Below are 21,564 nucleotides of genomic sequence, written 5' to 3' on the forward strand. Positions count from 1 at the left end.
TACTCAACCTGTTTTTAGGACGAGACAAACTAATCAAGTTTAACTAACAGAATAAGAATGATGAAAACAATTAAATTATTTGCGATGTGGACGCTCTTCGGGTCGTTAACCATCGGACATGCGAACAACATTGCCATTACCGGTATTTCGTCCGGAACACAAAATACCGCAAACCATACGTTGCCGGTCAACCTGAGCATCAGCTGGGAAAACAGTTGGCGCACTTTGACCAATGAAAGAAATTACGACGGCGCATGGATCATTATCAAATACAAAAAGGGCGGGTCAGATATTTGGCGGCATTGTACCCTGAAAACTTCAGGATTTACAGCAGCGGCCGGAAGCGAAATAAAAGTTGCGCCCAACCCCACAGACAATACACGCGGAAAAGGGGCATTTCTTTATCGCGCGGAAAACAATACCGGCATCGGCAACGTGGCGTTCAATAACAACCAATTCATTTGGGATTACGGGATAGATGGCGTGGCCGATAGCGACACGGTAGAACTCAAGGCTTTTGCGCTGGAAATGGTCTACATCCCGGCGGGGGAGTATTGGTTGGGCAGCGGGGGGCAAGAATCCAAATGTTTCACGGGCGTGGGGTCGACCAACGGCGCGTATCTTGTAACCGGTGACCATCCGATAGTAATTGGAAATGCTGATGGGAATCTCAATCTCAACGGCGGCGGAACGGGAACATCAATTCCGGATACTTTTCCCAACGGATTCAATGCTTTCTGGATCATGAAATACGAATGTAGCCAGCAACAATATGCCGATTTCTTAAACAACATTGAAGCCACTCAAGCCGCAAACATGAATGCATCGACAAGTGCTAATTTTGCAGGAACGTCTCATCCTAACTTCCAGCCGATGGTTCCCGACCGCGCCAACAACAATCTCAATTATGGGGAATTTGCCTCGTTTGCAGATTGGTCTTGCCTTCGGCCGATGTCCGAGATGGAGTTCGAAAAAGCATGCCGGGGCGTCATCGAGCCATTTCCCAATGAATTTGCATGGGGTACAACAGCGTATACACAACTGACAGCCATAAACAATATAGGACAACCCATTGAATCGGTTGCGACAGAAGGTGCCAATTGCCACATCAAAAGCACCAACGGTAATTTTCCTTTGTCGCTTCCAACGCGTGTCGGTATTTTTGCAAGACCATCAGGTTCCACCAGAGCGTTGAGCGGTGCCACCTACTACGGCGTGATGAATATGTCTGACAATCTTTTGGAGTTTACGGTATTTGCTGGAACCCCGGAGGGACGTGTCATTACAGATACAGTGCATGGAGACGGCGCACTAACTGCTAGCGGCAATACAGACATTTCTGCCTGGATAAGTCCCGAGGCACTCGGCGTGCGCGGCGCGCGCTTCAACGGTGGGGCAGGAGAACTAGAGAGAGGTAGGATTTCCGATAGATATTATGCCAATACCCCTACAATAGGCAGTGGTCATGTGTCGAGAGGTATCCGTTTGGTAAGGACTGCGCCATGATTTCAAAACTAGTAGATATGAGAGCAATTATTTTTGCAATAGTGTCGCTTCTTTCTGTTGGAACGTATGCGCAAAACGCACCAAACAACGCTATTTTCGACGGCGGAATTGGCGACGGCTGGTCAACAGCGATGTATTCGCAAACCGCCAACAACATTTTTACCGGAGGCCAAGGCGATGGTTGGGCGGCGGCACTTTATGCACAGCCCGGAAATAATATATACAATGGCGGTGTAGGTGACGGCTGGGCTTCGTCAGAGGTTTGGTCAATCGAATTGCTTAAAAAGGAAGCATTCGATTTTGGATCGGCGTTCAAGGTATATCCCAATCCGAGCCAAAGGATGCTATACGTAGAATTAGGACAACCTTATGACTCAACAACGATAAACATTATCAACGCAAATGGGCAACGGGTTTGGTCTAAGAATTACGGCCCTTCACAAATACTGGAAGTCGATTTCGAAAGTCCGGCAGGTGTTTATTTTATGCAAATCAACGCAGGTCAAAAAAGAGCATCTGTCAAACTAATCAAACAATAGTCATGAAAAAATTAACTTTAATCCTGCTGCTCGGCATCGGCCTATCGGCCAACGCCCAAGCCCCCAAAATTGAGCTCTACGATCTTATGTCAAGCCTGATTCCCGCCCAAGGTCAAACCGCTTGGGCACAAACTGGGCAACTGAACCCGAAGCTCAAATTTTCGAAAAAGAAAATCGATTCCTTCACCAAAAAGCACACACAGTCTGCGGCTGCGGTTGTCGCGGTCCAGGGGGAAACCATCGACTGCGGCGGAAAGAAGACCTGTACTTGGGATGTAGAGCTAAGCGGCAATGCAAAGTCGGTCAACCAGTTTGTAATCAGTTCGGGGTTGAGCAACGATTTGATGGATATGGACGAATCAACCGATTATACCAACCCGAAGTTTTTGTTCAAAGGCAAAAAAGTCGAATCGAAAGTCTTTAAGGACTGCGAAGACGGAAATGTGTTTTATGAACTGAAATTTCCGGGAAAGGTTCCGGTTTGGATGAAGATTTATACCGAGGGCGGCGCGCACGGCGTGTCTTTGTGGATTGAATGTTACCTTGATAAAAAGGACATCCAATGTTTCTAGATCGACTTTTGTCGGGCATTTAATCAGTCAGGCGCCACGTCTACTCAAAACAGCCCCCGTATGGTTGGAAATAAACAGACATTTGAATCAAATAAAAAAGCATTATCAACTTTAAACCATATTCTTATGTCATTTTCAACCCAACCCAAAAAAGGCAACATGTTCACCACTTCATTTTTTACTGGAACCGTGGCCCAAGCCTCCAAAAATATGGAAACCAAAGTGCACGGCGGTGGCGGTGGCGGATTCACCTACAAAGGAACCGGTGCCAGTTCGAACGTCAAGATTACATCGACCACGGTGGTGCACGACGAACTGTTTTTGATTGCCGAAGACGGATCGGAACGCGCCTTTCAACTCCAGGACATCAACATCGCCTGTCGTGAAGGCAACCGCGTGACGGTGGTCACCGCGCAAAACGGATCCAAGACACAGTATGTGGGCGTAATTAACCACAGCACCGGCAATGCACATTACAACGACAAAGTACTGATCAAGTTTTTTGTCAGCACCGTGACGCTGGTTTTGTGTTTCGCTGTACTTTTTGGCGGATTGATTCTCATCATGACCATCATCGCGCCTATCGCGGCCGGGGTTTTCATTTACTGGATCAACAAAGGCATTAAAGAAGAAATGCGACAGTACAAAGATGCGGTACGGCAAAAGCTGACGGCGGCGTAAAGGCTCCGACCGAAAAGAAGAACACCGATTTTTGCTTGGACATTTTAACAGGTCATCGCCCTACAAGATACCATTCCATTTTCTTTGCTCGGCGTGCGCTTGTTCCGATCGTTGGCGAAAAATCAAAAAGGGCATACAAACAATTTTAATCAAGAAAATTATGAGAAATATACTATTCGCAGTGCTTGTGGGTGCTTTGTTTTCGTGCAGCAGCGACAACGACAACATGCAAATTCCCATCGTGCAACCGCCCGACCAGGAAAACTATTTTGTCAAGTTTAAGTTGAACGGCGAGCCGATCGAGTTGTCGGACATCACCTACGCCAGCATGGACATGGCGTTTACCGAAGGTACGCAAACGTGCTATTTTGGCGGCGGATTCTACGACCCGTCGCAAGTAGAAAGCATGTCGTTCCGAACATACACCTATGGCGCGGTAGCTACAGGCGTGGAATACAACAGCGACCATATCTTTGCGCCGACGACACTGCCCGAAACCTATGGCGTGTACAAAAACGCCGATGGAAAAACCTTTACCAGCGCGGCCAATTCGTTGTCGATTTATCCGTTCAGGCTCACTTTGACCTCGCGTACCGATACCGAAATCCAAGGAACGTTTGAAGGCACCTACAAATCGACCTCGGATTCCGAAACCATCGAAATCACCGAAGGTAGTTTCAAGATCGATACCACGTCTTGGCCTTAACCCACATCGTATTTCATCTTCCGCAAAATCCGCATCGCTTCCTTAAACGCGACATAAGCTTTCGGGAACGGTTTGAGCAGCAATTTGGCGTCGATGAGTTTTTGCTTGGCTTCGTCAAAACCGTTGAGGTAACAAATCATGAACGTCGACGGCAGGTTGTACAAATCGCGCAACTCGCGCTCCGAGAGGTCAAACCCTTTCTGGAGTTTGTCGATCAGGGCCTGGTTCGAGTTGTAAATGTGAAACAGCATCTTGCGGCTGTATTCGGGCGGCTCGAACAACATCTGCCGGTCAATTTTGTAATACCCGTTGTCAAAAAACCGGATGGTTTGCTTTTCTAAAGGATAATAGCTCGTCTGGTCGTTCAAACCCAACGGCACATATTCGATGATTGTAAACGTGTCGTCGTTGTACTCGATTGTCACATCGTCCTGCGCCGAGTAAAACAGCTTGATCTGCTCGTTGATCAGCGCAATATCGACACGTGACAAAAACGTCTGCTCGCGCACCTTGCGCTTGGTTCCGGCCCAGCAAATCACGAACAATTCCTTGAACACCTTGTATTTGGGCGAAATGTCCTTGTGTTTGACATTCATGAAGTCGATCACACCGTCGAGCGTATAGGCAATCGAATTGCGCGAATTGTTCTCGATCCCGATCACCGTTTCGGTGTTCTGGTAATTTTTCTCGAACGGCCCGTCCAGCGGCATCGAATTGCTGCCCACGCGCACAAAAACCGTATCGGGCATAATGTTGTAGATGCCTTTCTTGAAAAACGACACCTTGTTTTTGGGCCGAATCGTCACCAGCCCCACCACGCGGTCCTTGGGCAAATTTGGGAACGGCACGTTCTCGTACTGAATTTTAGGGGGATTCTCCAAAAAGGCATTCACGAGGTTCTGGATGCGGCTGTCGTCAAAAAAATCGTCGCCCACAATCTCGTTGTCCTGGTCCTCGACGCCCACCACGATGTACGAATTGTTCGTCGGATTCGAATTCGACAACGCGCAAATGTGCTTCAGGAATTTTGCCTTGCCTTCCTTGGTGTGCAGGTTCAACTGCCGCTTCTTGTCATAAAAACTGCTCTCGTCGTTGTGCGCGAGCAGGTTTTTGATAAGGAGGCGTTTGTTGATCACCGATTATTCTTGATTTTTTATTGTTATTTTTTATTGTCGAATTTAGGACCGAGACGTTTGGAGGATTTTAGATAATTGATGAATCGGGAAATTTGTTCATTGATGTTTTGAGCCGATTGGTTCAAACTGGCGAATTTTGTTTCGTCGATGTGCCGGCGGTCGAAAGCACGCCTCAGCTGCGACCGATATTCACAGCAAGATCCGCGCGAGTAACTCAAGAAAGCAATGAATTCCTTGTTTCCGCCGCGGCCAAAACCTTCGGCGATGTTATCCATAATCGAGCCAGAGGATCCATTCATCTGGTCCTTTAACCTAAAATCCTTAGACAACGGAGACAAAGTCATAATTTCCCAAGTTTCCTCGCACAAACGGTGTGCTAATTTGTAAATCTCTAATTCTTCGAATGATTGATATTGCATGGCGTGTAAAATTTTGAATGGCTAATAAATAATAAAAATAAAAAATAATCAATCTTTTTTAACGATAGTAGCCGTAGCCTGCGCCGTCGGCGTCACCACCAAATCACCAATGTTCACATGGTACGGACGCGTCACGACAAACGCAATGATATCCGCAATATCTTCGGGTTTCAAGGGTGTAAAAGACTGGTACACTTTTGCCGCGCGCTCCACATCGCCCTTAAATCGCACTTCGCTGAATTCGGTTTCCACCATGCCCGGATGTATCGCACCCACGCGAATCCCGTGCTGTACCAGATCGATCCGCATCGCCTTGTTCAACGCGTCCACCGCATGTTTGGTCGCGCAATACACGTTCCCGTTCGGGTACACCTCCTTGCCCGCAATCGAACCCAGGTTGATGATGTGCCCGCTGTTGCGCGCCACCATCCCCGGAATCACCGCACGCGACACATACAACAGCCCTTTGACGTTGATGTCCATCATCGCATCCCAGTCGTCCAGATCGCCCGTTTGTATTGGGTCGAGCCCGTGCGCATTGCCCGCGTTGTTGATCAAAATATCGATACTGGAAAAATCGGCAGGCAAACCCGCGATCGCATCGGCCACGGCCTGTTTGTCCCGCACGTCAAAAAGCAAGGCATGCGTCGGTGTGGCCAATTCGTTTTGCAGTTCCGTCAAACGGTCTTGGCGGCGTCCGCACAAAATCAGTTTATAACCCAATTTGGCGAAGGCGCGCGCCGTTTCCCTTCCAATGCCGCTGGTTGCCCCGGTGATTAATGCTGTTTTCAATTATTATTTATTATTTATTGTTCTTATTTATTGGGGCGTTGCGCTGGCTGGGAAGTCTGTCTACATTTGAAATTTATTCAAGCCAGCGCCGGGCTATTCGCTGCAATCTTTTTCAATTCCGCTACGCTCCATCAAAAAAGGATTTTCGCTGCTATCCCTAACGCAGCATCTCGAAACGACAACGATTTATTTTTATCACGGCACTTTCTTCCCCATGCTCTCGGTCCAAATCGCAAACCAATCTTCCAGGTCGAGTTTGATGTCGTCGAGTTTTTTGAGGTATTGTATGCGCGCCACGTTCACCGTTCCCGCCACCGGAATGACACCTGCCGGATGCTGCAAGATCCACGCGAGCAAAATCAAATCAGATCCGACGCCGTATTTCTGGACCAAGTCGGCCAGCAGTTTCTTGAGCCGACGCGTTTGTTCGGTATCCTCGCGAAAAATGGTGCCTAGCGGGTTCCACGCCATCGGACGGATGTTGTGCGTTTGCATGTGATCAAGGCTGCCGTCGACCATGGGCGCAAAATGTGTGGCCGAAAACTGGATCTGGTTGTAGTCTACCTGCGTGAACTTGCGGATCAAATCGGTTTGTGAAGGCGTAAAATTCGACAACCCAAAACTTTTGATCTTGCCTTCGGTCTTGAGCTTGGTCACGGCCACGGCGATTTCCTCGGGAATCATGAGCGGGCTCGGGCGGTGCAACAAAAGCACATCGAGGTAGTCGGTTTGTAGGTTTTTTAGCGATTGTTCGACGCTCCAAACAATGTAATCCTTCGAATAATCGTAGTGTTTGAGCGCAATGTCGCGCGCGCCGCCGGGGTTTTTGATGCCACATTTCGAGATGAGCTGGATTTTCTCGCGACCGATGTGGCTTTGCGCAAAAGCACGCCCAAACTCGGCTTCGGTGGTGTACCCGCCGTAAATGTCGGCATGGTCGAAAGTAGTAATTTGGTTCTCGACGCAAACGTGTATGAGTTGCGCCATTTCGGGAGTGCTCAGTTTTTTGTCCCAGAGCCCCCAATTCATGGTGCCCGCGACGATTTTGGATAAAGACATCTTGTTGGCTTTTAGTGTGGTATAAAGTTACGGGCAAAAAACCAAAACGACAATTTAAAAAAAGCGCATTTTTGGCCGCCGCGAATCGGTCTTAAAAATATAAAAACGAAATCACAAATCATCCTTAAAACCAAAGGCTTCACGGATATTTTAACCATTTTTTAACATCTGATTTTTAAAAAAAAATTCAATTTGCACCCTCGAAAATAACCAGCAAACAAAAGCACACCATGGAAGAAAACTCGGCCACTCTGGACATCAGGGCGATCAATGAAAAAATAGAAAGGGAGAGTGCGTTCATCGAACTGCTCAACATGGAAATGAACAAGGTCATCGTGGGCCAAAAACACATGGTCGAGCGTTTGCTCATCGGGCTTTTGGGTCAAGGGCACATTTTGCTCGAGGGCGTTCCGGGATTGGCCAAAACCTTGGCCATCAACACGCTTTCGCAGGCGGTGCACGGCAGCTTCAGCCGTATCCAGTTCACGCCCGATTTGCTGCCCGCCGATGTCATCGGAACCATGATTTACAACATAAAGGCCAACGAGTTCTCGATCAAGAAAGGCCCGATTTTCGCCAACTTCGTCCTAGCCGACGAGATCAACCGTGCGCCGGCCAAGGTGCAATCGGCTTTGCTCGAGGCGATGCAGGAAAAGCAAGTCACCATTGGCGACACGACTTTTAAACTGGACAAACCGTTCTTGGTATTGGCCACGCAAAACCCGATCGAGCAGGAAGGAACCTATCCGCTGCCCGAAGCGCAGGTCGACCGTTTCATGCTCAAGACCGTCATCGATTACCCGAAACAGGAAGAAGAACGACTGGTCATCCGTCAGAATCTCAAAGGTACATTCGACAAAGTCAACGCCGTGATTTCGGTCGAGCAGATCGTGGCCGCACAGGCTGCCGTCCGCGAAGTCTACATGGACGAAAAAATCGAAAAATACATCCTCGACATCATTTTTGCCACGCGCTACCCAGAGAAATACAAACTCGAGCACCTCAAGCCGCTCATCGGTTTCGGCGCCTCGCCACGTGGCTCGATCAACCTGGCCACCGCCGCCAAGTGTTATGCATTCATCAAACGCCGCGGTTATGTGATTCCCGAGGACGTTCGCGCCGTAGTGCACGATGTGTTGCGCCACCGTATCGGCGTGACGTATGAGGCCGAGGCCGAGAACATTACGTCGGTAGACATCATCAACAAAATCGTCAACGAAGTCGAAGTGCCGTAATTTTTGTTTAAAAGTTTAATGTTTCAAGTTCAAAATTATCACGTTGCGCCAGAAACCTTAAGCCTTAAACTTTAAACATTTAAAATGGATACGAAGGAACTTCTCAAAAAAGTACGCAAAATCGAAATCAAGACCCGAAGGCTGAGCGATCACATCTTCTCGGGCGAATACCATACGTCGTTCAAGGGCCGCGGTATGACGTTTTCGGAAGTGCGCCAATACCAGTACGGCGACGACATACGCGCGATCGACTGGAACGTGACGGCGCGCTACAACGAGCCGTACATCAAGGTTTTTGAGGAGGAGCGCGAACTGACCATGATGCTCATGATCGACGTGTCGGGGTCGGAAAGTTTCGGGACCCAAAACCAGTTCAAGAAAGACATCGTGACCGAGATTGCGGCGACGCTCGCTTTTTCGGCCACACAAAACAACGACAAGATCGGGCTCATTTTGTTCTCGGACGAAATCGAACTTTACATACCGCCTAAAAAAGGCCGTTCGCACGTGCTGCGCATCATCCGCGAACTTATCGAATTCAAGCCCAAAAGCCAAAAGACCGACGTGGCGCAGGCGCTCAAGTTCCTGTCGGGCACGCAAAAAAAGAAGGCGATCGTTTTTGTAATTTCGGATTTTATGGCCGACGATTACGAACAAACGCTCAAGATTGCGTCCAAGAAAAACGACATCACGGGTATCCGCGTGTATGACATCCGCGAAGAGAAAATGCCGAACCTGGGCATGGTGTCGATGCTCGATGCCGAAACCGGACAAACCCAACTCGTGAACACGGGCGCTAAATCGGTACGCACGGCCTATGAAAAATACTACCAGGAAAAGGTCAAATATTTTAAGGAAACGTTCAGCAAATCGGGGTCGGGCGTGGTGAGCACGCGCGTCGACGAAAGTTACGTGACCAAATTGCTCGGTTATTTTAAATCGAGGACTTAGCATGAAGAAATACGTTTACATCCTTGTTCTTGCGCTGGTTTCGGCGATTGGTTTTGCCCAGCAAAAAAAGGTCACGACGGCCATCGATTCGACGCGCAAGAAAATCGGCGCCGAATTCAAGCTCACGCTCAAGACCAATGTCGATACGCTCTCGAAAGTAACCTTTCCGGCGTTCAAGAACTTTGGCGCGCTCGAAGTCATCCAGGAATACCCGACCGATACCATTGCTCAAGGCGACCGTTACGAACTCGTCAAAAAATATGGGCTCACGCAGTTTGATTCGGGCCGGTACATGGTGCCGCGACTGCCGGTCATCATCAATGGCAAGCCGCATTTTTCGGACAGCATCCGCGTAGAAGTGGCCAATGTGGCTGTCGATACACTCAAGCAAAAAATGTACGACATCAAGGACATCGTGCCGGTCAAGGACGAAATCGGCGATTGGTGGATTTACCTGTTGTTGCTGATTGCTATTGGCGCGGGCGGTTATTTTCTGTACCATTACCTCAAGAAAAAACAGGCGCTCAAAGCCGATGAGTTTGCCTACAAAACGCCGATAGAAAAAGCAACGATGTTGTTACAAACGCTCGAAAAGAAAGAGCTTTGGCAAAAAGGCGAAGTCAAAACGTACTACAGCGAGCTCACCGACATCGCCCGAAATTACATCGAAGAAGCGATCCACATCCCGGCCATGGAGAGCACCACCTCTGAACTGATTGTGGCCCTGCGCGCCGCATCGGTACAGAAAAAAATGTCGCTTACGCCCGAGACGGTCGAAAACCTCGAACGCGTGTTGCGCCAGGCCGATTTGGTCAAATTCGCCAAATCAAAGCCGCTCGATTTCGAGATCACCGAAGACCGCAATAAAATCGAAAAAGTCATCGTCACGCTCGACAAGGCCATCCCACAGGAAGAAGAGGAAATCGACGATTTGGCCTATAAAAAAGCGTTGCACGAAAAAATGCTGCGCCGTCAGAAACGCAACCGCATCCTGGCGACGGCCGGTTTTGTGGTGCTTGCGCTGGTGGGCGTTACGGCCTATTTCGTGATCACCAAAGGATTTACGTATGTCAAGGACAACGTCATCGGCAGCCAGACCAAGGAACTGCTCGAAGGCGAATGGGTGTACAGCGAATACGGCGATCCGGGTGTCAAGCTCGAAACGCCGCATGTGCTCAAACGCCAGAAATCGTCGGATGCCGTGCCCAAGGATGCCATGGCATTTCTCAAAGACATGACGATTTTCTCCTACGGAAGCCTCGCGGGCAAATTCTATTCGATGGTCTCGACGATGAAATTCGCCAATGAAACCGAGCTCGATTTGAACCAATCGTACGAAGGGGTTTTACAGACGCTCGAGATGCGCGGCGCCAAAAACATTTTCATGAAACCCGAGGAATTCTCGACCCAGCAAGGCATTACGGGTATCCGAGGTTATGGCACGATGATGTTCCTTGACCCGATCGCGCAAAAAAGCTACAAGGTATATTGCGAAATCCTGTTGTTCAAGCAGGACGGCGGATTGCAGCAGGTCATGGTGGCTTATGAAGAGGGCGATGCGTACGGCAAGGACATTTTGTCGCGCATCATCAATTCGGTTGAACTCAAAAAAGCCGCGCCATGAAAGAAGTGACGTTTATGTACCCGCAATTTTTCTGGCTGCTCGCGCTTTTGCCGTTGGCCGCGGTGTGGTTTTTTTTGAGACGCAAACAACAATCGCCGAGCCTCAAGATGAGCTCTACCAAGGGATTCCAAGGCGCGACGTCGATTTTACCCAAACTCAAGCCCATGCTGTTTGTGTTTAGGTTGCTCGCGTTGGCCTCGCTTGTGGTAGCGATGGCGCGTCCGCGGACGGTAGACATCAGCAACGAAACCAAGACAACCAAGGGCATCGACATTGTGATGGCTGTGGACGTTTCGGGCAGTATGCTCGCCAAGGATTTGAAACCGAACAGGATGGAGGCGCTCAAACGCGTGGCCGCCAAGTTCGTCGAAGATCGTCCTAATGACCGCATCGGACTCGTGGTTTACGCCGCCGAAGCCTATACCAAGACGCCCGTGACAAGCGACCAGCCTCTGGTGCTCGAAGCCATCAAAAGCATCAAATACGACAATGTGCTGCAGGACGGTACCGGTATCGGGATGGGACTGGCCACGGCCGTCAACCGTTTGAAGGACAGCAAGGCCAAATCGAGAATCATCATTTTGTTGACGGACGGTGTCAACAATTCGGGTTTTATCGAACCCGAAACGGCGTCGGACATCGCCAGACAGTACGGCATCAAGGTATACACCATCGGTATCGGGACCAACGGCATGGCCGAATTCCCGTATGCGATTGCACCCAACGGACAGTTTTTGTTCCGCATGATGCAGGTAGAAATCGATCAGGAACTCATGAAAAGCATCGCGCGCAAGACGGGCGGCAAGTATTTCCGGGCCACGAGCAACGACAAGCTCAAGGAAATCTACAACGAGATCAACAAGTTAGAAACCACCGAAATCGAGGAGCTGCGCTACTACGATTACGACGAAAAATACCGACCGTTCGTATGGCTGGCCCTTGGGCTGGTCCTGGCCGAAGTCGGACTCAGAAATACAGTTTTTAGAAGTTTTATTTAAGATGTACGAATTAGATCAACCCCAGTATTTATACCTGCTCGCCGTCGTTCCGGTGTTGGTGTTGGTGTACCTGTACATCCAATTCTGGAAGCGCAAAAAGCAGCGCGAGTTTGGCGATTTGGATTTGGTCAGGAAACTGAGCCCCGAAAAATCGAACTTCAAGCCCGCGCTAAAATTTGGCGTCGTTTTGCTCGGATTGGCCGCGATGATCCTCGGATTGGTCAACCCCAAAATCGGCACCAAGATGGAGACCGTCAAACGCGAGGGCATCGACATTGTTTTTGCCATAGACGTTTCGAAAAGTATGTTGGCCGAAGACATTGCGCCAAGCCGACTCGAAAAAAGCAAGCAGGTTGTTTCGCAAATCATCAACAACCTGGGCAGCGACCGTATCGGGATCGTAGCCTACGCCGGCAGCGCGTTCCCCGTATTGCCGATTACGACCGATTACAGCGTGGCCAAGATGTTTTTGCAAGGTATGAATACCGATATGGTATCGTCGGTCGGGACATCGCTCGAAGATGCGATCAAATTGTCCGAAAGTTATTTCGACAAAAAGAGCAAGACCAACAAGCTCATCATCCTTATTTCTGACGGCGAGGACCATGAAGGCGGTGCCGAAGATGCAGCCGAAGAAGCCACAAGTGCGGGAATTAAAATAATTACGATTGGCGTGGGCACCGAAAAAGGCGGCCCTATTCCGCTCAAGCGTAACGGCGTGGTCGAAAGTTTCAAGCGCGACCAAAACGATGAGGTGGTCGTGACCAAGCTCAACCAGCAAAGCCTGCGCGAGATTGCAAAGGCCACCAAGGGCGGCTACGTTTACGGCGGCAACACCAAGGAAGTGCTCGAATATGTCAAAAAAGCGCTCGACAACATCGAAAGGACCGAATTCGAATCGACGCAAATGGCCGATTTCCAATCGCAATTCCAGTGGTTTTTGGGGTTTGCGTTTTTGCTGCTGCTCATCGACGTGTTTTTGCTCGAACGCAAAACGGGGTGGATCAGCAAACTCAATCTATTCAACGAAAAAGAATGACGAAGCAATTGCTCACATATGGCCTGATGTTGATTTCATTTGCTATTTTCGCGCAGCAAAAAGACAAGTTCCTGCCGCAGGGCAACGCGTCGTTTGCCGAGAAGAAGTACGCCGATGCCGAAGCCGATTACCGCGTTTCGCAGTCCAAGACGCCCAAGTATGCGGTGTCTTCGTACAATTTGGGGAATTCAATCTATAGGCAAAAAAAGTCGTCCGAGGCGAAGTATCCGTACCTGAAGGCGATCGAAAACGCCAAGACGCGTCCGCAAAAACACAAGGCCTTTCACAATTTGGGCAATGTGTACATGAACGAAAAGAATTATGAGGCGGCGGTAGAAGCGTATAAAAATGCGTTGCGGAACAACCCCGAGGACGAGCAAACGCGCTACAATTTTGCGTTGGCCAAGAAGATGCAGAAGGAAAATCCGCAGCCCAAGGAAGACGACAAAAAGAAAGACCAGAAGGACAAAAAGAACGACCAACAGGACGATAAAAACGATCCGAACAAGGACAAAAAGGACGGCGACAAACCGAACGACCAGCCGAAGGACGGACAAGATAAAAAGGACAAAGGCCAGCCCAAGGACGACCAAAACCAAGGCCAGCCCAAGCCGCAACCGGGCGACATCCCGAAAGAGCGATTGGAAAATCTGCTCGATGCGGTAAACAACGAAGAGAAAAAAGTACAGGACAAAGTCAAAGGCAAGGAAATGAAAGCCGCGCGACCAAAGCGCGCCGAAAAGGATTGGTAAGATGAAACGATTGCTGTTGCTGTTATTGTTGTGCGCGCAAGGGCTGGTGGCCCAGGTGCAGTTCGAGGCCAAGGTCAGTAAGACGACTTTGGGGCTCAACGAACGCCTGCGCGTAGATTTTACGATGAATGGCGACGGTGACAATTTCACGCCGCCGTCTTTTGAGGGATTCCGCGTGGTGGGCGGGCCGAGCCAGCAGGTGAGCCAGTCGTGGGTCAACGGACGAAGTTCTTTCCAGAAAGCCTATTCGTATTTTTTGCTGCCGCTGCAAAAAGGCACGCTGGTATTGCGCCAGGCGACGGTAGAAATCAACGGGCAGGTGTACAAAACCAACCCGATCAAGATCACGGTGACCAATGCCGTCGATTTGCCCAAGGACCCATACAACGCGCCGCAGGTGTCGGCCAACGATGCGATCCATTTGGTGGCCGAGGTCTCGAAAGCCAATCCGTATGTGAACGAGCCGATTACGGTGGTTTATAAATTGTATTTCGGCAACATCGTCATCAAAAACCAGCGCTCGCTCAACAATCCAAAGTACAACGATTTTTGGAGCCAGAACATCGAAATCAAACAAATCGTTACCGAAGAAGGCGTATACAACGGCCAACGCTGTAATGTCGCGGTATTGAAAAAAGTGGTGCTCTATCCGCAAAAATCGGGTAAGCTCGAAATTGAGCCTTTGTCGATTGATTTCGATTTGCAATTGCCTACCAACCGACGCGATTTTTTTGGACGTCCGTACCTGGTGGACGACAACAAACGCGTAACGGCAGGCGCCAAGACCATCAACGTAAAACCGCTTCCCGAAAATGGTAAACCGGCCGATTTTTCGGGTGCCGTGGGCAAGTTCAACTTCAAGGTTACGCCGAGCAAAACCAACCTCAAGAACGGCGAATCGCTCGATTTGAAAGTCGCGGTATCGGGAACAGGGAACTTAAAGTTGTTCGATATTCCAAAGCCCGTCGTGCCCAATTCTCTCGAGATGTACGATCCGGTACACAAGGAAAACGTGAGCACGCCGCTGTCGGGCATGAACGGTGAGATTTCGGACACCTACACCATCATCACGCAATTCAAAGGGAAATACCCAATCAAGCCGATGTCGTTCAGTTACTTCGACCTGGGCAGCAACAGCTACAAGACGATCACTTCGCCAGAGATCATGGTCAACGTACTCGACGGTCCGGGCGCGCCCGAAGCCAATGACGTGGCGGCCAATACAGGGGTTTCGAAAGTCAAGGTATCGGCCAACGAGCAGTTCCATTTCATTGCGCTCAAGACCGGTTTGGTATCGGCCAAGCGAAAGGATTTCCTGGGCTCGGGGTTGTTTTATACGTTGCTTTTCGCACCGCTGTTGATCATTCCGATCGTCGTGGTGTTGCGCAAAAAGAAAGAAGCCATCGATGGCGATGTGGTAGGCAACCGCATCCGTCAGTCGAACAAACTGGCCAAGAAGTATTTGTCCGAAGCCAAGAAGCAAACGGGCAACAAGGAACTGTTTTACATCGCGCTCGAAAAGTCGCTGCACAATTTCCTGAAGGCCAAGTTGCACATCGAAACCTCGGAGATGAGCAAGGACCGTATCCGCGAAATCTTGTCGGATAAAAATGCCCAGTCGCAAACTATAAACGATTTTATCCAACTCACTGAGAGCTGTGAATTTGCGCGGTATGCGCCATCGTCGTCGGTGTCGATCCAACAGGATTACGAAAAGGCCGTTTCGATTATTTCTGAACTCGAAAAACAACTGTCGTCATGAAGAAAATTGCACTGATATTGATTTTGGTCGCGCAATCGATTTGGTCGCAGACGGGCTTCGAAGACGGTAACAAGCTGTACGAAAAAGAACAATATGAACAGGCGGCAACTGCGTATGAAAACGTATTGCGAAGCGGCAAACATTCGGCCGAGTTGTATTTCAATTTGGGCAACGCCTATTACAAGCAAAACAAGGTGGCGTCGGCCATTTACAACTACGAAAAAGCGCTCGTTTTGAGCCCGGGCAACGCCGAGATCGAGACGAATCTGAAGTTTGCGCAAAAAATGACCATCGACGAAATCAAGGAGGTTCCCAAGGTCGGTTTTGAAAAGCTGCTGCGCGATTTCACGGGAAGCCTGCATTATGACTCTTGGGCTTGGGCGGCGGTGTGGTTGGCCTTTGCCTTCCTCGGATTCTTCCTAGGCTATTATTTCTCAAGGACGACGCTTTCCAAACGCATTTTCTTTGTCGGCATGTTTGTGCTCGTCTTCGCGATTCTGGTTGCGGTACTGGCCGCGCTTTTTGAAAAATCGTACTATGAGAACGAACGTCCGGCCATCGTTTTTGCCGAGATGACCGTGGTCAAATCCGAACCGCGTACCACGGCCAACGACGTATTTACGCTACACGAAGGCACGAAAGTGATGGTGCTCGAGCGAACGGCCAATTGGGACAAAATCGAATTGCTCGACGGATCGGAAGGCTGGATCGAAACCAGCGCGATCAAGGAAGTCAAATAAAAACTATCTTTGCCACTTGAACAGCAATTATGTCAAGGGATATACAACTCAAAGAACGTTGGGAAAAGCTCGTCCAACTGTTGTCGGATAAATTCTCGCAGGGCGAAGACCTCGACCTCGACGCCATCATCTACCTTATTGGCGTACAGGAACTCGGCCAGGTACACAAAAAATACAAAAAAGACGAAAAACTCAACCTGATGCACATCGGGATTTGCCGACTGCTCGAGCCATATGGTTTTTACGCATTCGATTATGTCGACAGCGACGGCTGGCCGCATTATGTCGTCAAAGAGGAATTGCCGCCGCTCAAGGCCGGTGAGCAATCGGTACTCATGAAGGAGGCGATCGTGAATTATTTTTTGGAGAAAGGGTTTATTGATTAAGATGAAAAAGACAGTTCTTTTTGTATCGTTGTTGGCGGTTTTGTTCGGGGCGTGTTCGGAAAGTGATACGGCGAACCCGAACCCAGCTAACGAACAGCCATTGGTTCGTAAGATTAGCTACACCAAATTCAACACCGGTGGCGGAATCGACGTTCAAGCGCATCAGGACTTTTTTTATGTGAATCGTGTTCTGTCGCACACCATCGATTACCGAGCTGATTCTGCTGAATTTTTTAGGACAGACTATACTTTCGAAAATGAGAAACTGCTGACCATCAAGACTACGCAGAGCGACCATCCTGAAGCGGGCGGCCTCTCAACTTTGATTTATGAAGGCGACAACCTGCAACGCATGGAAAGTGTCGCATACGCAATGCCGTGGTATACACGAACAGATTTTGAGTACCAAGGCGACAATCTCATCCAGAATTTATATGGTGCGCCCAAAGGACAAACCGAACCTATGGAGCTACTGAATCGGAGAATCAAACAGTTTGATAACGGGAACATCGTTACGACAAATTTCGAACAGTTTGCTTTTCCTCCGTTGTCTTTCACCGATCATTATTCGTATGATAATTCGAACAATCCGTTCAAGAATATGAACCGATATTTTAGAATGACCATAAATGTGTCGAATATTCATCCACTTTCCAACAATAACTACGTTACGGAGGCCGACGATTCCGGTGTGATTTGGTATGATTTTGAAGTCATTTGCAACCAGCAGCAATATCCTGTAAGCATCAAACGCTATTTGCATCAGGATCACAGGTTGGTCGAACAAACCGACATCGAATATTTATAATCCTACCGCAAAATTCACTAAATTTGCCCCTCAATTACCCAAAAATGATCGATCAAATTAAACAACATATCCTCGAGGCGCAAGCGTTTGACACCAATGAAAAGGACACGCTCGAGGCATTCCGCATCAAGTATTTGGGCAGCAAAGGCTTGCTCAAGGACATTTTCGCCGAATTCAAAAACGTCCCGAACGACCAAAAAAAGGAGTTCGGACAAATCATCAATACGCTCAAGCAAACCGCCGAGGAAAAAGTTGCCACAATCACCGAACAACTCGAAAGCAAAGCCGAAACCAAAGGCATCTATGGCGATTTGACGCGTCCGGCCGAACCTTTTACCGTAGGTTCGCGCCACCCGATTTCGATCGTCAAAAACCAAATCATCGACATTTTCTCGAACATCGGATTCAACGTGTCCGAAGGTCCGGAAATCGAAGACGACTGGCATAACTTTACCGCATTGAACCTGCCCGAATACCATCCGGCGCGCGACATGCAGGACACGTTTTTCATCCAGACCAATCCCGATGTGCTCCTGAGAACCCACACTTCGTCGGTGCAAGTGCGTTACATGGAATCACACAAACCGCCCATCCGTACGATTTCTCCGGGACGCGTGTTCCGCAATGAAGCCGTTTCGTCGCGTTCGCACTGCATTTTCCACCAAGTAGAAGGATTGTACATCGACAAAGACGTTTCGTTCGCCGATTTGAAGCAAACATTGCTCTATTTTACCAAGGAAATGTTCGGCAAATCCAAGATCCGCTTGCGTCCGTCGTATTTCCCGTTTACCGAACCAAGCGCCGAAGTCGACATCTATTGGGGCCTAAAGACCGAAACCGACTACCGCATCACCAAAGGTACCGGTTGGCTCGAGATCATGGGCTGCGGCATGGTAGACCCGAACGTCTTGAAAAATTGTGGCATCAACCCCGACGAATACAACGGATTCGCCTTTGGGATGGGCATCGAGCGCATCGCAATGTTGCTTTATCAAATTGGTGACATCCGTATGTTTTATGAAAACGACGTGCGTTTCCTCGAGCAATTTAAAGCGAGCATCTGATAGTCATAAAAGCCAAAAGTCTTAAGGTCTTAAAGGCGTTCCGGACCGGAGTATCGATGGGCTTTTATGACTTTACGACCTTATGACTTTATGACTTTCAAAAATGAGAAAAGACATCACAATCCCCCAAGTCAAAAACGTCTTCATGGCCGCGGTCAAGGAATGGAATGACGATTTCCTGGCCGATGTCTGGAACGTTTACTTGGTCAACGACTCAGACGACGATTTACACGACATCATGGTGGTTTCTAAAGCGTTCGGCACGCTCGACGGCGAAATGCGCAAAACCTCTCTGATGCGCCACGCGCTCGTGGAAATGCCGGCCGTTTCTGCGGTCAAGATCGAAATGATCGAAGACAGCGTCTTGGCGCTCAACAACGAATTCATGCTGACATTTTTTATCGGCAATACGCTATACGACCGTAAATACTTTTTCACGGCCAATTCAATCAAGGACCAAAACACCGAAGAAGTCCCACATTTGTGGAAGCCAGGCGTGATTACGGGCCGCGATTGATCGTCGAATGGTCACAAAAACAAAAGGGATAGATTCTAATCGAATCTATCCCTTTTTTATGAGGTTTGTTTGGTTAATCGAGTTTCTCGGTCAGTTTTTTGAACACTTTGCGCGCTTCCTTGCCTTCGTACAAAATGGCGTGCACGGCGTCGATGATCGGGGTTTTGGCGCCGTGTTTTTGGTTGAGTTCCCAGGCGCTTTTGGCGGCGTAATACCCTTCGGCCACCATACTCATCTCCATCATCGCCGATTTGACGGTATAGCCCTTGCCGATCATGTTCCCGAACATTCGGTTGCGCGAAAACACCGAATAGCCCGTCACGAGTAAATCGCCCAAATAGGCCGAATTGTTGATGTTTCGCTTCATACGATGCACTTTGCGGATGAATTTTTTCATCTCGCGAATGCCGTTGCTCATGAGTACCGACTGAAAGTTGTCGCCGTAGCCAAGCCCGTGCGCGATGCCCGCAGCGATGGCATAAATGTTCTTGAGCATGGCCGCATATTCGGTGCCGATGATGTCGTCAGAAATTTTGGCCTTGATGTAATTGCCCGACAAATGCGCCGCAACCACTTTGGCCTTGTTGGCGTCGCCGCATGCGATGGTCAGGTACGACAGGCGTTCAAGCGCGACTTCCTCGGCGTGGCATGGGCCGGTGATGACGCCGATGTTGTCATAGTCGATGCCGTAAACATCGTGAAAATGCTCGCCCACAATCAAGCTGGTTTCGGGTACGATGCCTTTGATGGCCGAGAAAATCACTTTGCCCTCGAGGCTTTCGGTCATCTTGGCGAGTTCGGCGCTCAAAAATGCCGACGGGATCGCAAAAATCACATAGTCGGCATAGGCAATCGCCTCGTTGATGTTGCTCGTGAGCTTGAGTTTTTGGATCTGAAACTCCACCGAACTCAAATAGTTGGGGTTGTGGTGGTGTGTCTTGATGTGGTCGATGGCGTCCTGGTTACGCATGTACCAGGCAATTTCGGGCAGGTTTACGCACAGCATCTTGGCGATGGCCGTGGCCCAACTTCCGCCACCGATGACGGCAAATTTTGGATGGTTGTTCATGGTTTACGATTTGGCCCTAGCCCGGATGGCAGCGGCATCCTTTTGCGGCCGAGGGACGAGGACGTAAAAGATACAGCGGACAGCCGGAAAAAGCTCCTGAAAATAAAAGTCAAAAATACACATAAAAGCCCAGCAAAAAACGATTGCGGGCGAGAACCGCGTGTTGTTAAAAATAAATTTAACGTAAAATTGGCAAACGGCAAGGCAATGCGCGCCGCTTTCGCGCGTTAATCTGCTATACAATCGGGACAACCCGATTGGTTAGTTAAGTTTTGTTTTGGGGTTATTTGATAAAGGCGTTCTGGATTTGCTCCTGAACGCCTTTTGATTTTTGGTTTAACCGTTTTTAACCGCAAAGTGCGCTGAGATTTTCGCAAAGTGTACAAAATTAATGGGTTGTTAGTTTACGCGCTTATTGCTAAACTACAACGCTTTGAGTCCTTTGCGCCAACTTCGATTGCTTTGCGTTTAAAAATCACTTTTTGTACAGGTTGTTGTGATCGATGTAACCCCAGACTTTTTCGGACAAAAGCGGCCGAATGTTCTTGTTTTGTTTGATGCAATCGCGGATAAATGTCGACGAAATTTCGACTACGGGCGCATCGATCAGATGTATTTTGGGATGGTTTTCGAATTGCACATCGACAACGTCCGACGACAAACGCGGATACACAAAAATATCGTGTTGCGCCAAGATGATGTCGTAATTTTTCCACTTGTGCAGCGATTTCAAGTTGTCTTCTCCCATGATCAGGGCAAATTCATGCTGCGGGAATTTTTCCTGCAAATGCGCGAGCGTATGCACGGTGTAATTGGGTTGCGGCAAGCGGAATTCGATGTCCGATGGTTTTATTTTCGGATAGTCTTCGGTGGCTTGAAAAACCAGTTCGAGCCTGATGTTGTCGGCCAGCAGCGTGTCTTTTTTCTTGAACGGATTGTGCGGTGTGACCACCATCCAAACCTGGTCCATACCGGTAAACTCGACCATGTGGTTGGCAATGATCAGGTGCCCGACGTGGATGGGGTTGAACGTTCCGAAATAAAGTCCTATTTTCATTTTACCGCAGCGTTTACAAAGTTTTTCTAAATACTCTTATTACCGCAAAGTTTTAATTTTTTGCGTGTATTGCGATTTGCATATTTTTCACCGCAAAGGTCACAAAGTTATTCGCAAAGCTCCACAAAGCTTCGATTTCTTTGCGTGTGCTT

The 21,564-nt window shown here is 49.0% G+C and carries 23 protein-coding genes; 17 read left to right on the plus strand and 6 right to left on the minus strand.

Translation table 11 applies throughout. The features are described from left to right. Positions 1-57 precede the first annotated feature (57 nt). The 5 genes from BLP55_RS08015 (at position 58) to BLP55_RS08035 (ending at position 4,004) form a co-directional block, all read left to right on the plus strand. On the plus strand, positions 58-1,506 hold the full coding sequence (locus BLP55_RS08015; protein WP_139149630.1) for a formylglycine-generating enzyme family protein: 1,449 nt from the start codon (positions 58-60) through the stop codon (positions 1,504-1,506). Continuing rightward, positions 1,503-2,045, plus strand: a complete 543-nt coding sequence (locus tag BLP55_RS08020) for a T9SS type A sorting domain-containing protein (RefSeq protein WP_091141835.1) — start codon at positions 1,503-1,505, stop codon at positions 2,043-2,045. The genes BLP55_RS08015 and BLP55_RS08020 overlap by 4 nt, the downstream gene beginning before the upstream one ends. Positions 2,046-2,047: 2 nt before the next feature. Continuing rightward, entirely contained in the window at positions 2,048-2,617 is a 570-nt protein-coding gene (locus BLP55_RS08025; RefSeq protein WP_091141836.1) for a hypothetical protein, read from the plus strand. Positions 2,618-2,743: 126 nt separating this feature from the next. Further along, positions 2,744-3,298, plus strand: a complete 555-nt coding sequence (locus BLP55_RS08030) for a hypothetical protein (RefSeq protein ID WP_091141837.1) — start codon at positions 2,744-2,746, stop codon at positions 3,296-3,298. A 160-nt stretch (positions 3,299-3,458) separates the two neighbouring features. Next, positions 3,459-4,004: a hypothetical protein gene (locus BLP55_RS08035; protein ID WP_139149631.1), complete on the plus strand. Its 546-nt coding sequence runs from the start codon at positions 3,459-3,461 to the stop codon at positions 4,002-4,004. On the opposite strand, the gene BLP55_RS08040 is transcribed toward BLP55_RS08035, so the two are convergent. The 4 genes from BLP55_RS08040 to BLP55_RS08055 form a co-directional block, all read right to left on the minus strand. Continuing rightward, positions 4,001-5,140: an ATP-binding protein gene (locus BLP55_RS08040; protein ID WP_091141839.1), complete on the minus strand. Its 1,140-nt coding sequence runs from the start codon at positions 5,138-5,140 to the stop codon at positions 4,001-4,003. The two genes, BLP55_RS08035 and BLP55_RS08040, sit on opposite strands and share 4 nt — an antisense overlap. 23 nt (positions 5,141-5,163) lie before the next feature. Then, positions 5,164-5,559 (minus strand): four helix bundle protein, encoded by a 396-nt coding sequence (locus tag BLP55_RS08045; protein WP_091141840.1) that lies wholly within the window; start codon positions 5,557-5,559, stop codon positions 5,164-5,166. 48 nt (positions 5,560-5,607) lie between these two features. Continuing rightward, positions 5,608-6,351: an SDR family NAD(P)-dependent oxidoreductase gene (locus BLP55_RS08050; protein ID WP_091141841.1), complete on the minus strand. Its 744-nt coding sequence runs from the start codon at positions 6,349-6,351 to the stop codon at positions 5,608-5,610. 195 nt (positions 6,352-6,546) lie between these two features. Next, a complete protein-coding gene (locus BLP55_RS08055) occupies positions 6,547-7,410 on the minus strand; it encodes an aldo/keto reductase (RefSeq protein ID WP_091141842.1) in 864 nt (287 codons plus the stop codon). Between the two features lie 230 nt (positions 7,411-7,640). Between BLP55_RS08055 and BLP55_RS08060 the strand changes: the two genes are divergently transcribed. From BLP55_RS08060 to BLP55_RS08115, 12 genes are all read left to right on the plus strand, one after another. Next, positions 7,641-8,645 carry an AAA family ATPase gene (locus BLP55_RS08060; protein ID WP_091141843.1) on the plus strand — a complete coding sequence of 335 codons (1,005 nt, stop codon included), beginning with the start codon at positions 7,641-7,643 and terminating at the stop codon, positions 8,643-8,645. Between the two features lie 84 nt (positions 8,646-8,729). Then, positions 8,730-9,596, plus strand: a complete 867-nt coding sequence (locus BLP55_RS08065) for a DUF58 domain-containing protein (protein ID WP_091141844.1) — start codon at positions 8,730-8,732, stop codon at positions 9,594-9,596. Between the two features lies 1 nt (position 9,597). Then, complete coding sequence (locus BLP55_RS08070; RefSeq protein ID WP_091141845.1) at positions 9,598-11,220, plus strand: phenylalanine--tRNA ligase subunit alpha; 1,623 nt, start codon at positions 9,598-9,600, stop codon at positions 11,218-11,220. Beyond that, complete coding sequence (locus tag BLP55_RS08075) at positions 11,217-12,218, plus strand: vWA domain-containing protein (protein WP_091141846.1); 1,002 nt, start codon at positions 11,217-11,219, stop codon at positions 12,216-12,218. Before BLP55_RS08070 ends, BLP55_RS08075 begins: the two co-directional genes overlap by 4 nt. Before the next feature lies 1 nt (position 12,219). Continuing rightward, positions 12,220-13,257, plus strand: a complete 1,038-nt coding sequence (locus BLP55_RS08080; RefSeq protein WP_091141847.1) for a VWA domain-containing protein — start codon at positions 12,220-12,222, stop codon at positions 13,255-13,257. Beyond that, a complete protein-coding gene (locus BLP55_RS08085) occupies positions 13,254-14,009 on the plus strand; it encodes a tetratricopeptide repeat protein (RefSeq protein WP_091141848.1) in 756 nt (251 codons plus the stop codon). The genes BLP55_RS08080 and BLP55_RS08085 overlap by 4 nt, the downstream gene beginning before the upstream one ends. A gap of 1 nt (position 14,010) precedes the next feature. Beyond that, complete coding sequence (locus BLP55_RS08090; protein ID WP_091141849.1) at positions 14,011-15,771, plus strand: BatD family protein; 1,761 nt, start codon at positions 14,011-14,013, stop codon at positions 15,769-15,771. Beyond that, entirely contained in the window at positions 15,768-16,511 is a 744-nt protein-coding gene (locus tag BLP55_RS08095) for a tetratricopeptide repeat protein (RefSeq protein WP_091141850.1), read from the plus strand. Before BLP55_RS08090 ends, BLP55_RS08095 begins: the two co-directional genes overlap by 4 nt. A 29-nt stretch (positions 16,512-16,540) precedes the next feature. After that, complete coding sequence (locus BLP55_RS08100) at positions 16,541-16,897, plus strand: hypothetical protein (protein ID WP_091141851.1); 357 nt, start codon at positions 16,541-16,543, stop codon at positions 16,895-16,897. A 1-nt stretch (position 16,898) separates the two neighbouring features. Continuing rightward, complete coding sequence (locus BLP55_RS08105) at positions 16,899-17,705, plus strand: hypothetical protein (RefSeq protein ID WP_091141852.1); 807 nt, start codon at positions 16,899-16,901, stop codon at positions 17,703-17,705. 44 nt (positions 17,706-17,749) lie between these two features. After that, complete coding sequence (gene pheS, locus BLP55_RS08110) at positions 17,750-18,769, plus strand: phenylalanine--tRNA ligase subunit alpha (protein ID WP_091141853.1); 1,020 nt, start codon at positions 17,750-17,752, stop codon at positions 18,767-18,769. Between the two features lie 103 nt (positions 18,770-18,872). After that, complete coding sequence (locus BLP55_RS08115; protein WP_091141854.1) at positions 18,873-19,286, plus strand: hypothetical protein; 414 nt, start codon at positions 18,873-18,875, stop codon at positions 19,284-19,286. Positions 19,287-19,359: 73 nt separating this feature from the next. Here the strand turns inward: BLP55_RS08115 and BLP55_RS08120 are convergent, their stop codons facing one another. After that, positions 19,360-20,355: an NAD(P)H-dependent glycerol-3-phosphate dehydrogenase gene (locus BLP55_RS08120; protein WP_091141855.1), complete on the minus strand. Its 996-nt coding sequence runs from the start codon at positions 20,353-20,355 to the stop codon at positions 19,360-19,362. 475 nt (positions 20,356-20,830) lie between these two features. Beyond that, positions 20,831-21,412, minus strand: coding sequence for a nicotinate (nicotinamide) nucleotide adenylyltransferase (gene nadD / locus BLP55_RS08130; RefSeq protein WP_091141857.1), 582 nt, complete (start codon positions 21,410-21,412; stop codon positions 20,831-20,833). Between the last annotated feature and the right edge of the window lie 152 nt (positions 21,413-21,564).

Source organism: Flavobacterium caeni (genome assembly GCF_900101895.1).
In the GTDB taxonomy this organism is placed as follows: domain Bacteria; phylum Bacteroidota; class Bacteroidia; order Flavobacteriales; family Flavobacteriaceae; genus Flavobacterium; species Flavobacterium caeni.

Bases quoted from the DNA above. Each gene is read 5' to 3' on its own strand.
- BLP55_RS08015 (WP_139149630.1), top strand. From the start codon at position 58: ATGATGAAAACAATTAAATTATTTGCGATGTGGACGCTCTTCGGGTCG.
- BLP55_RS08020 (WP_091141835.1), top strand. From the start codon at position 1,503: ATGATTTCAAAACTAGTAGATATGAGAGCAATTATTTTTGCAATAGTG.
- BLP55_RS08025 (WP_091141836.1), top strand. From the start codon at position 2,048: ATGAAAAAATTAACTTTAATCCTGCTGCTCGGCATCGGCCTATCGGCC.
- BLP55_RS08030 (WP_091141837.1), top strand. From the start codon at position 2,744: ATGTCATTTTCAACCCAACCCAAAAAAGGCAACATGTTCACCACTTCA.
- BLP55_RS08035 (WP_139149631.1), top strand. From the start codon at position 3,459: ATGAGAAATATACTATTCGCAGTGCTTGTGGGTGCTTTGTTTTCGTGC.
- BLP55_RS08045 (WP_091141840.1), bottom strand. From the start codon at position 5,559: ATGCAATATCAATCATTCGAAGAATTAGAGATTTACAAATTAGCACAC.
- BLP55_RS08055 (WP_091141842.1), bottom strand. From the start codon at position 7,410: ATGTCTTTATCCAAAATCGTCGCGGGCACCATGAATTGGGGGCTCTGG.
- BLP55_RS08060 (WP_091141843.1), top strand. From the start codon at position 7,641: ATGGAAGAAAACTCGGCCACTCTGGACATCAGGGCGATCAATGAAAAA.
- BLP55_RS08065 (WP_091141844.1), top strand. From the start codon at position 8,730: ATGGATACGAAGGAACTTCTCAAAAAAGTACGCAAAATCGAAATCAAG.
- BLP55_RS08070 (WP_091141845.1), top strand. From the start codon at position 9,598: ATGAAGAAATACGTTTACATCCTTGTTCTTGCGCTGGTTTCGGCGATT.
- BLP55_RS08075 (WP_091141846.1), top strand. From the start codon at position 11,217: ATGAAAGAAGTGACGTTTATGTACCCGCAATTTTTCTGGCTGCTCGCG.
- BLP55_RS08080 (WP_091141847.1), top strand. From the start codon at position 12,220: ATGTACGAATTAGATCAACCCCAGTATTTATACCTGCTCGCCGTCGTT.
- BLP55_RS08085 (WP_091141848.1), top strand. From the start codon at position 13,254: ATGACGAAGCAATTGCTCACATATGGCCTGATGTTGATTTCATTTGCT.
- BLP55_RS08090 (WP_091141849.1), top strand. From the start codon at position 14,011: ATGAAACGATTGCTGTTGCTGTTATTGTTGTGCGCGCAAGGGCTGGTG.
- BLP55_RS08095 (WP_091141850.1), top strand. From the start codon at position 15,768: ATGAAGAAAATTGCACTGATATTGATTTTGGTCGCGCAATCGATTTGG.
- BLP55_RS08100 (WP_091141851.1), top strand. From the start codon at position 16,541: ATGTCAAGGGATATACAACTCAAAGAACGTTGGGAAAAGCTCGTCCAA.
- BLP55_RS08105 (WP_091141852.1), top strand. From the start codon at position 16,899: ATGAAAAAGACAGTTCTTTTTGTATCGTTGTTGGCGGTTTTGTTCGGG.
- pheS (WP_091141853.1), top strand. From the start codon at position 17,750: ATGATCGATCAAATTAAACAACATATCCTCGAGGCGCAAGCGTTTGAC.
- BLP55_RS08115 (WP_091141854.1), top strand. From the start codon at position 18,873: ATGAGAAAAGACATCACAATCCCCCAAGTCAAAAACGTCTTCATGGCC.
- BLP55_RS08120 (WP_091141855.1), bottom strand. From the start codon at position 20,355: ATGAACAACCATCCAAAATTTGCCGTCATCGGTGGCGGAAGTTGGGCC.
- nadD (WP_091141857.1), bottom strand. From the start codon at position 21,412: ATGAAAATAGGACTTTATTTCGGAACGTTCAACCCCATCCACGTCGGG.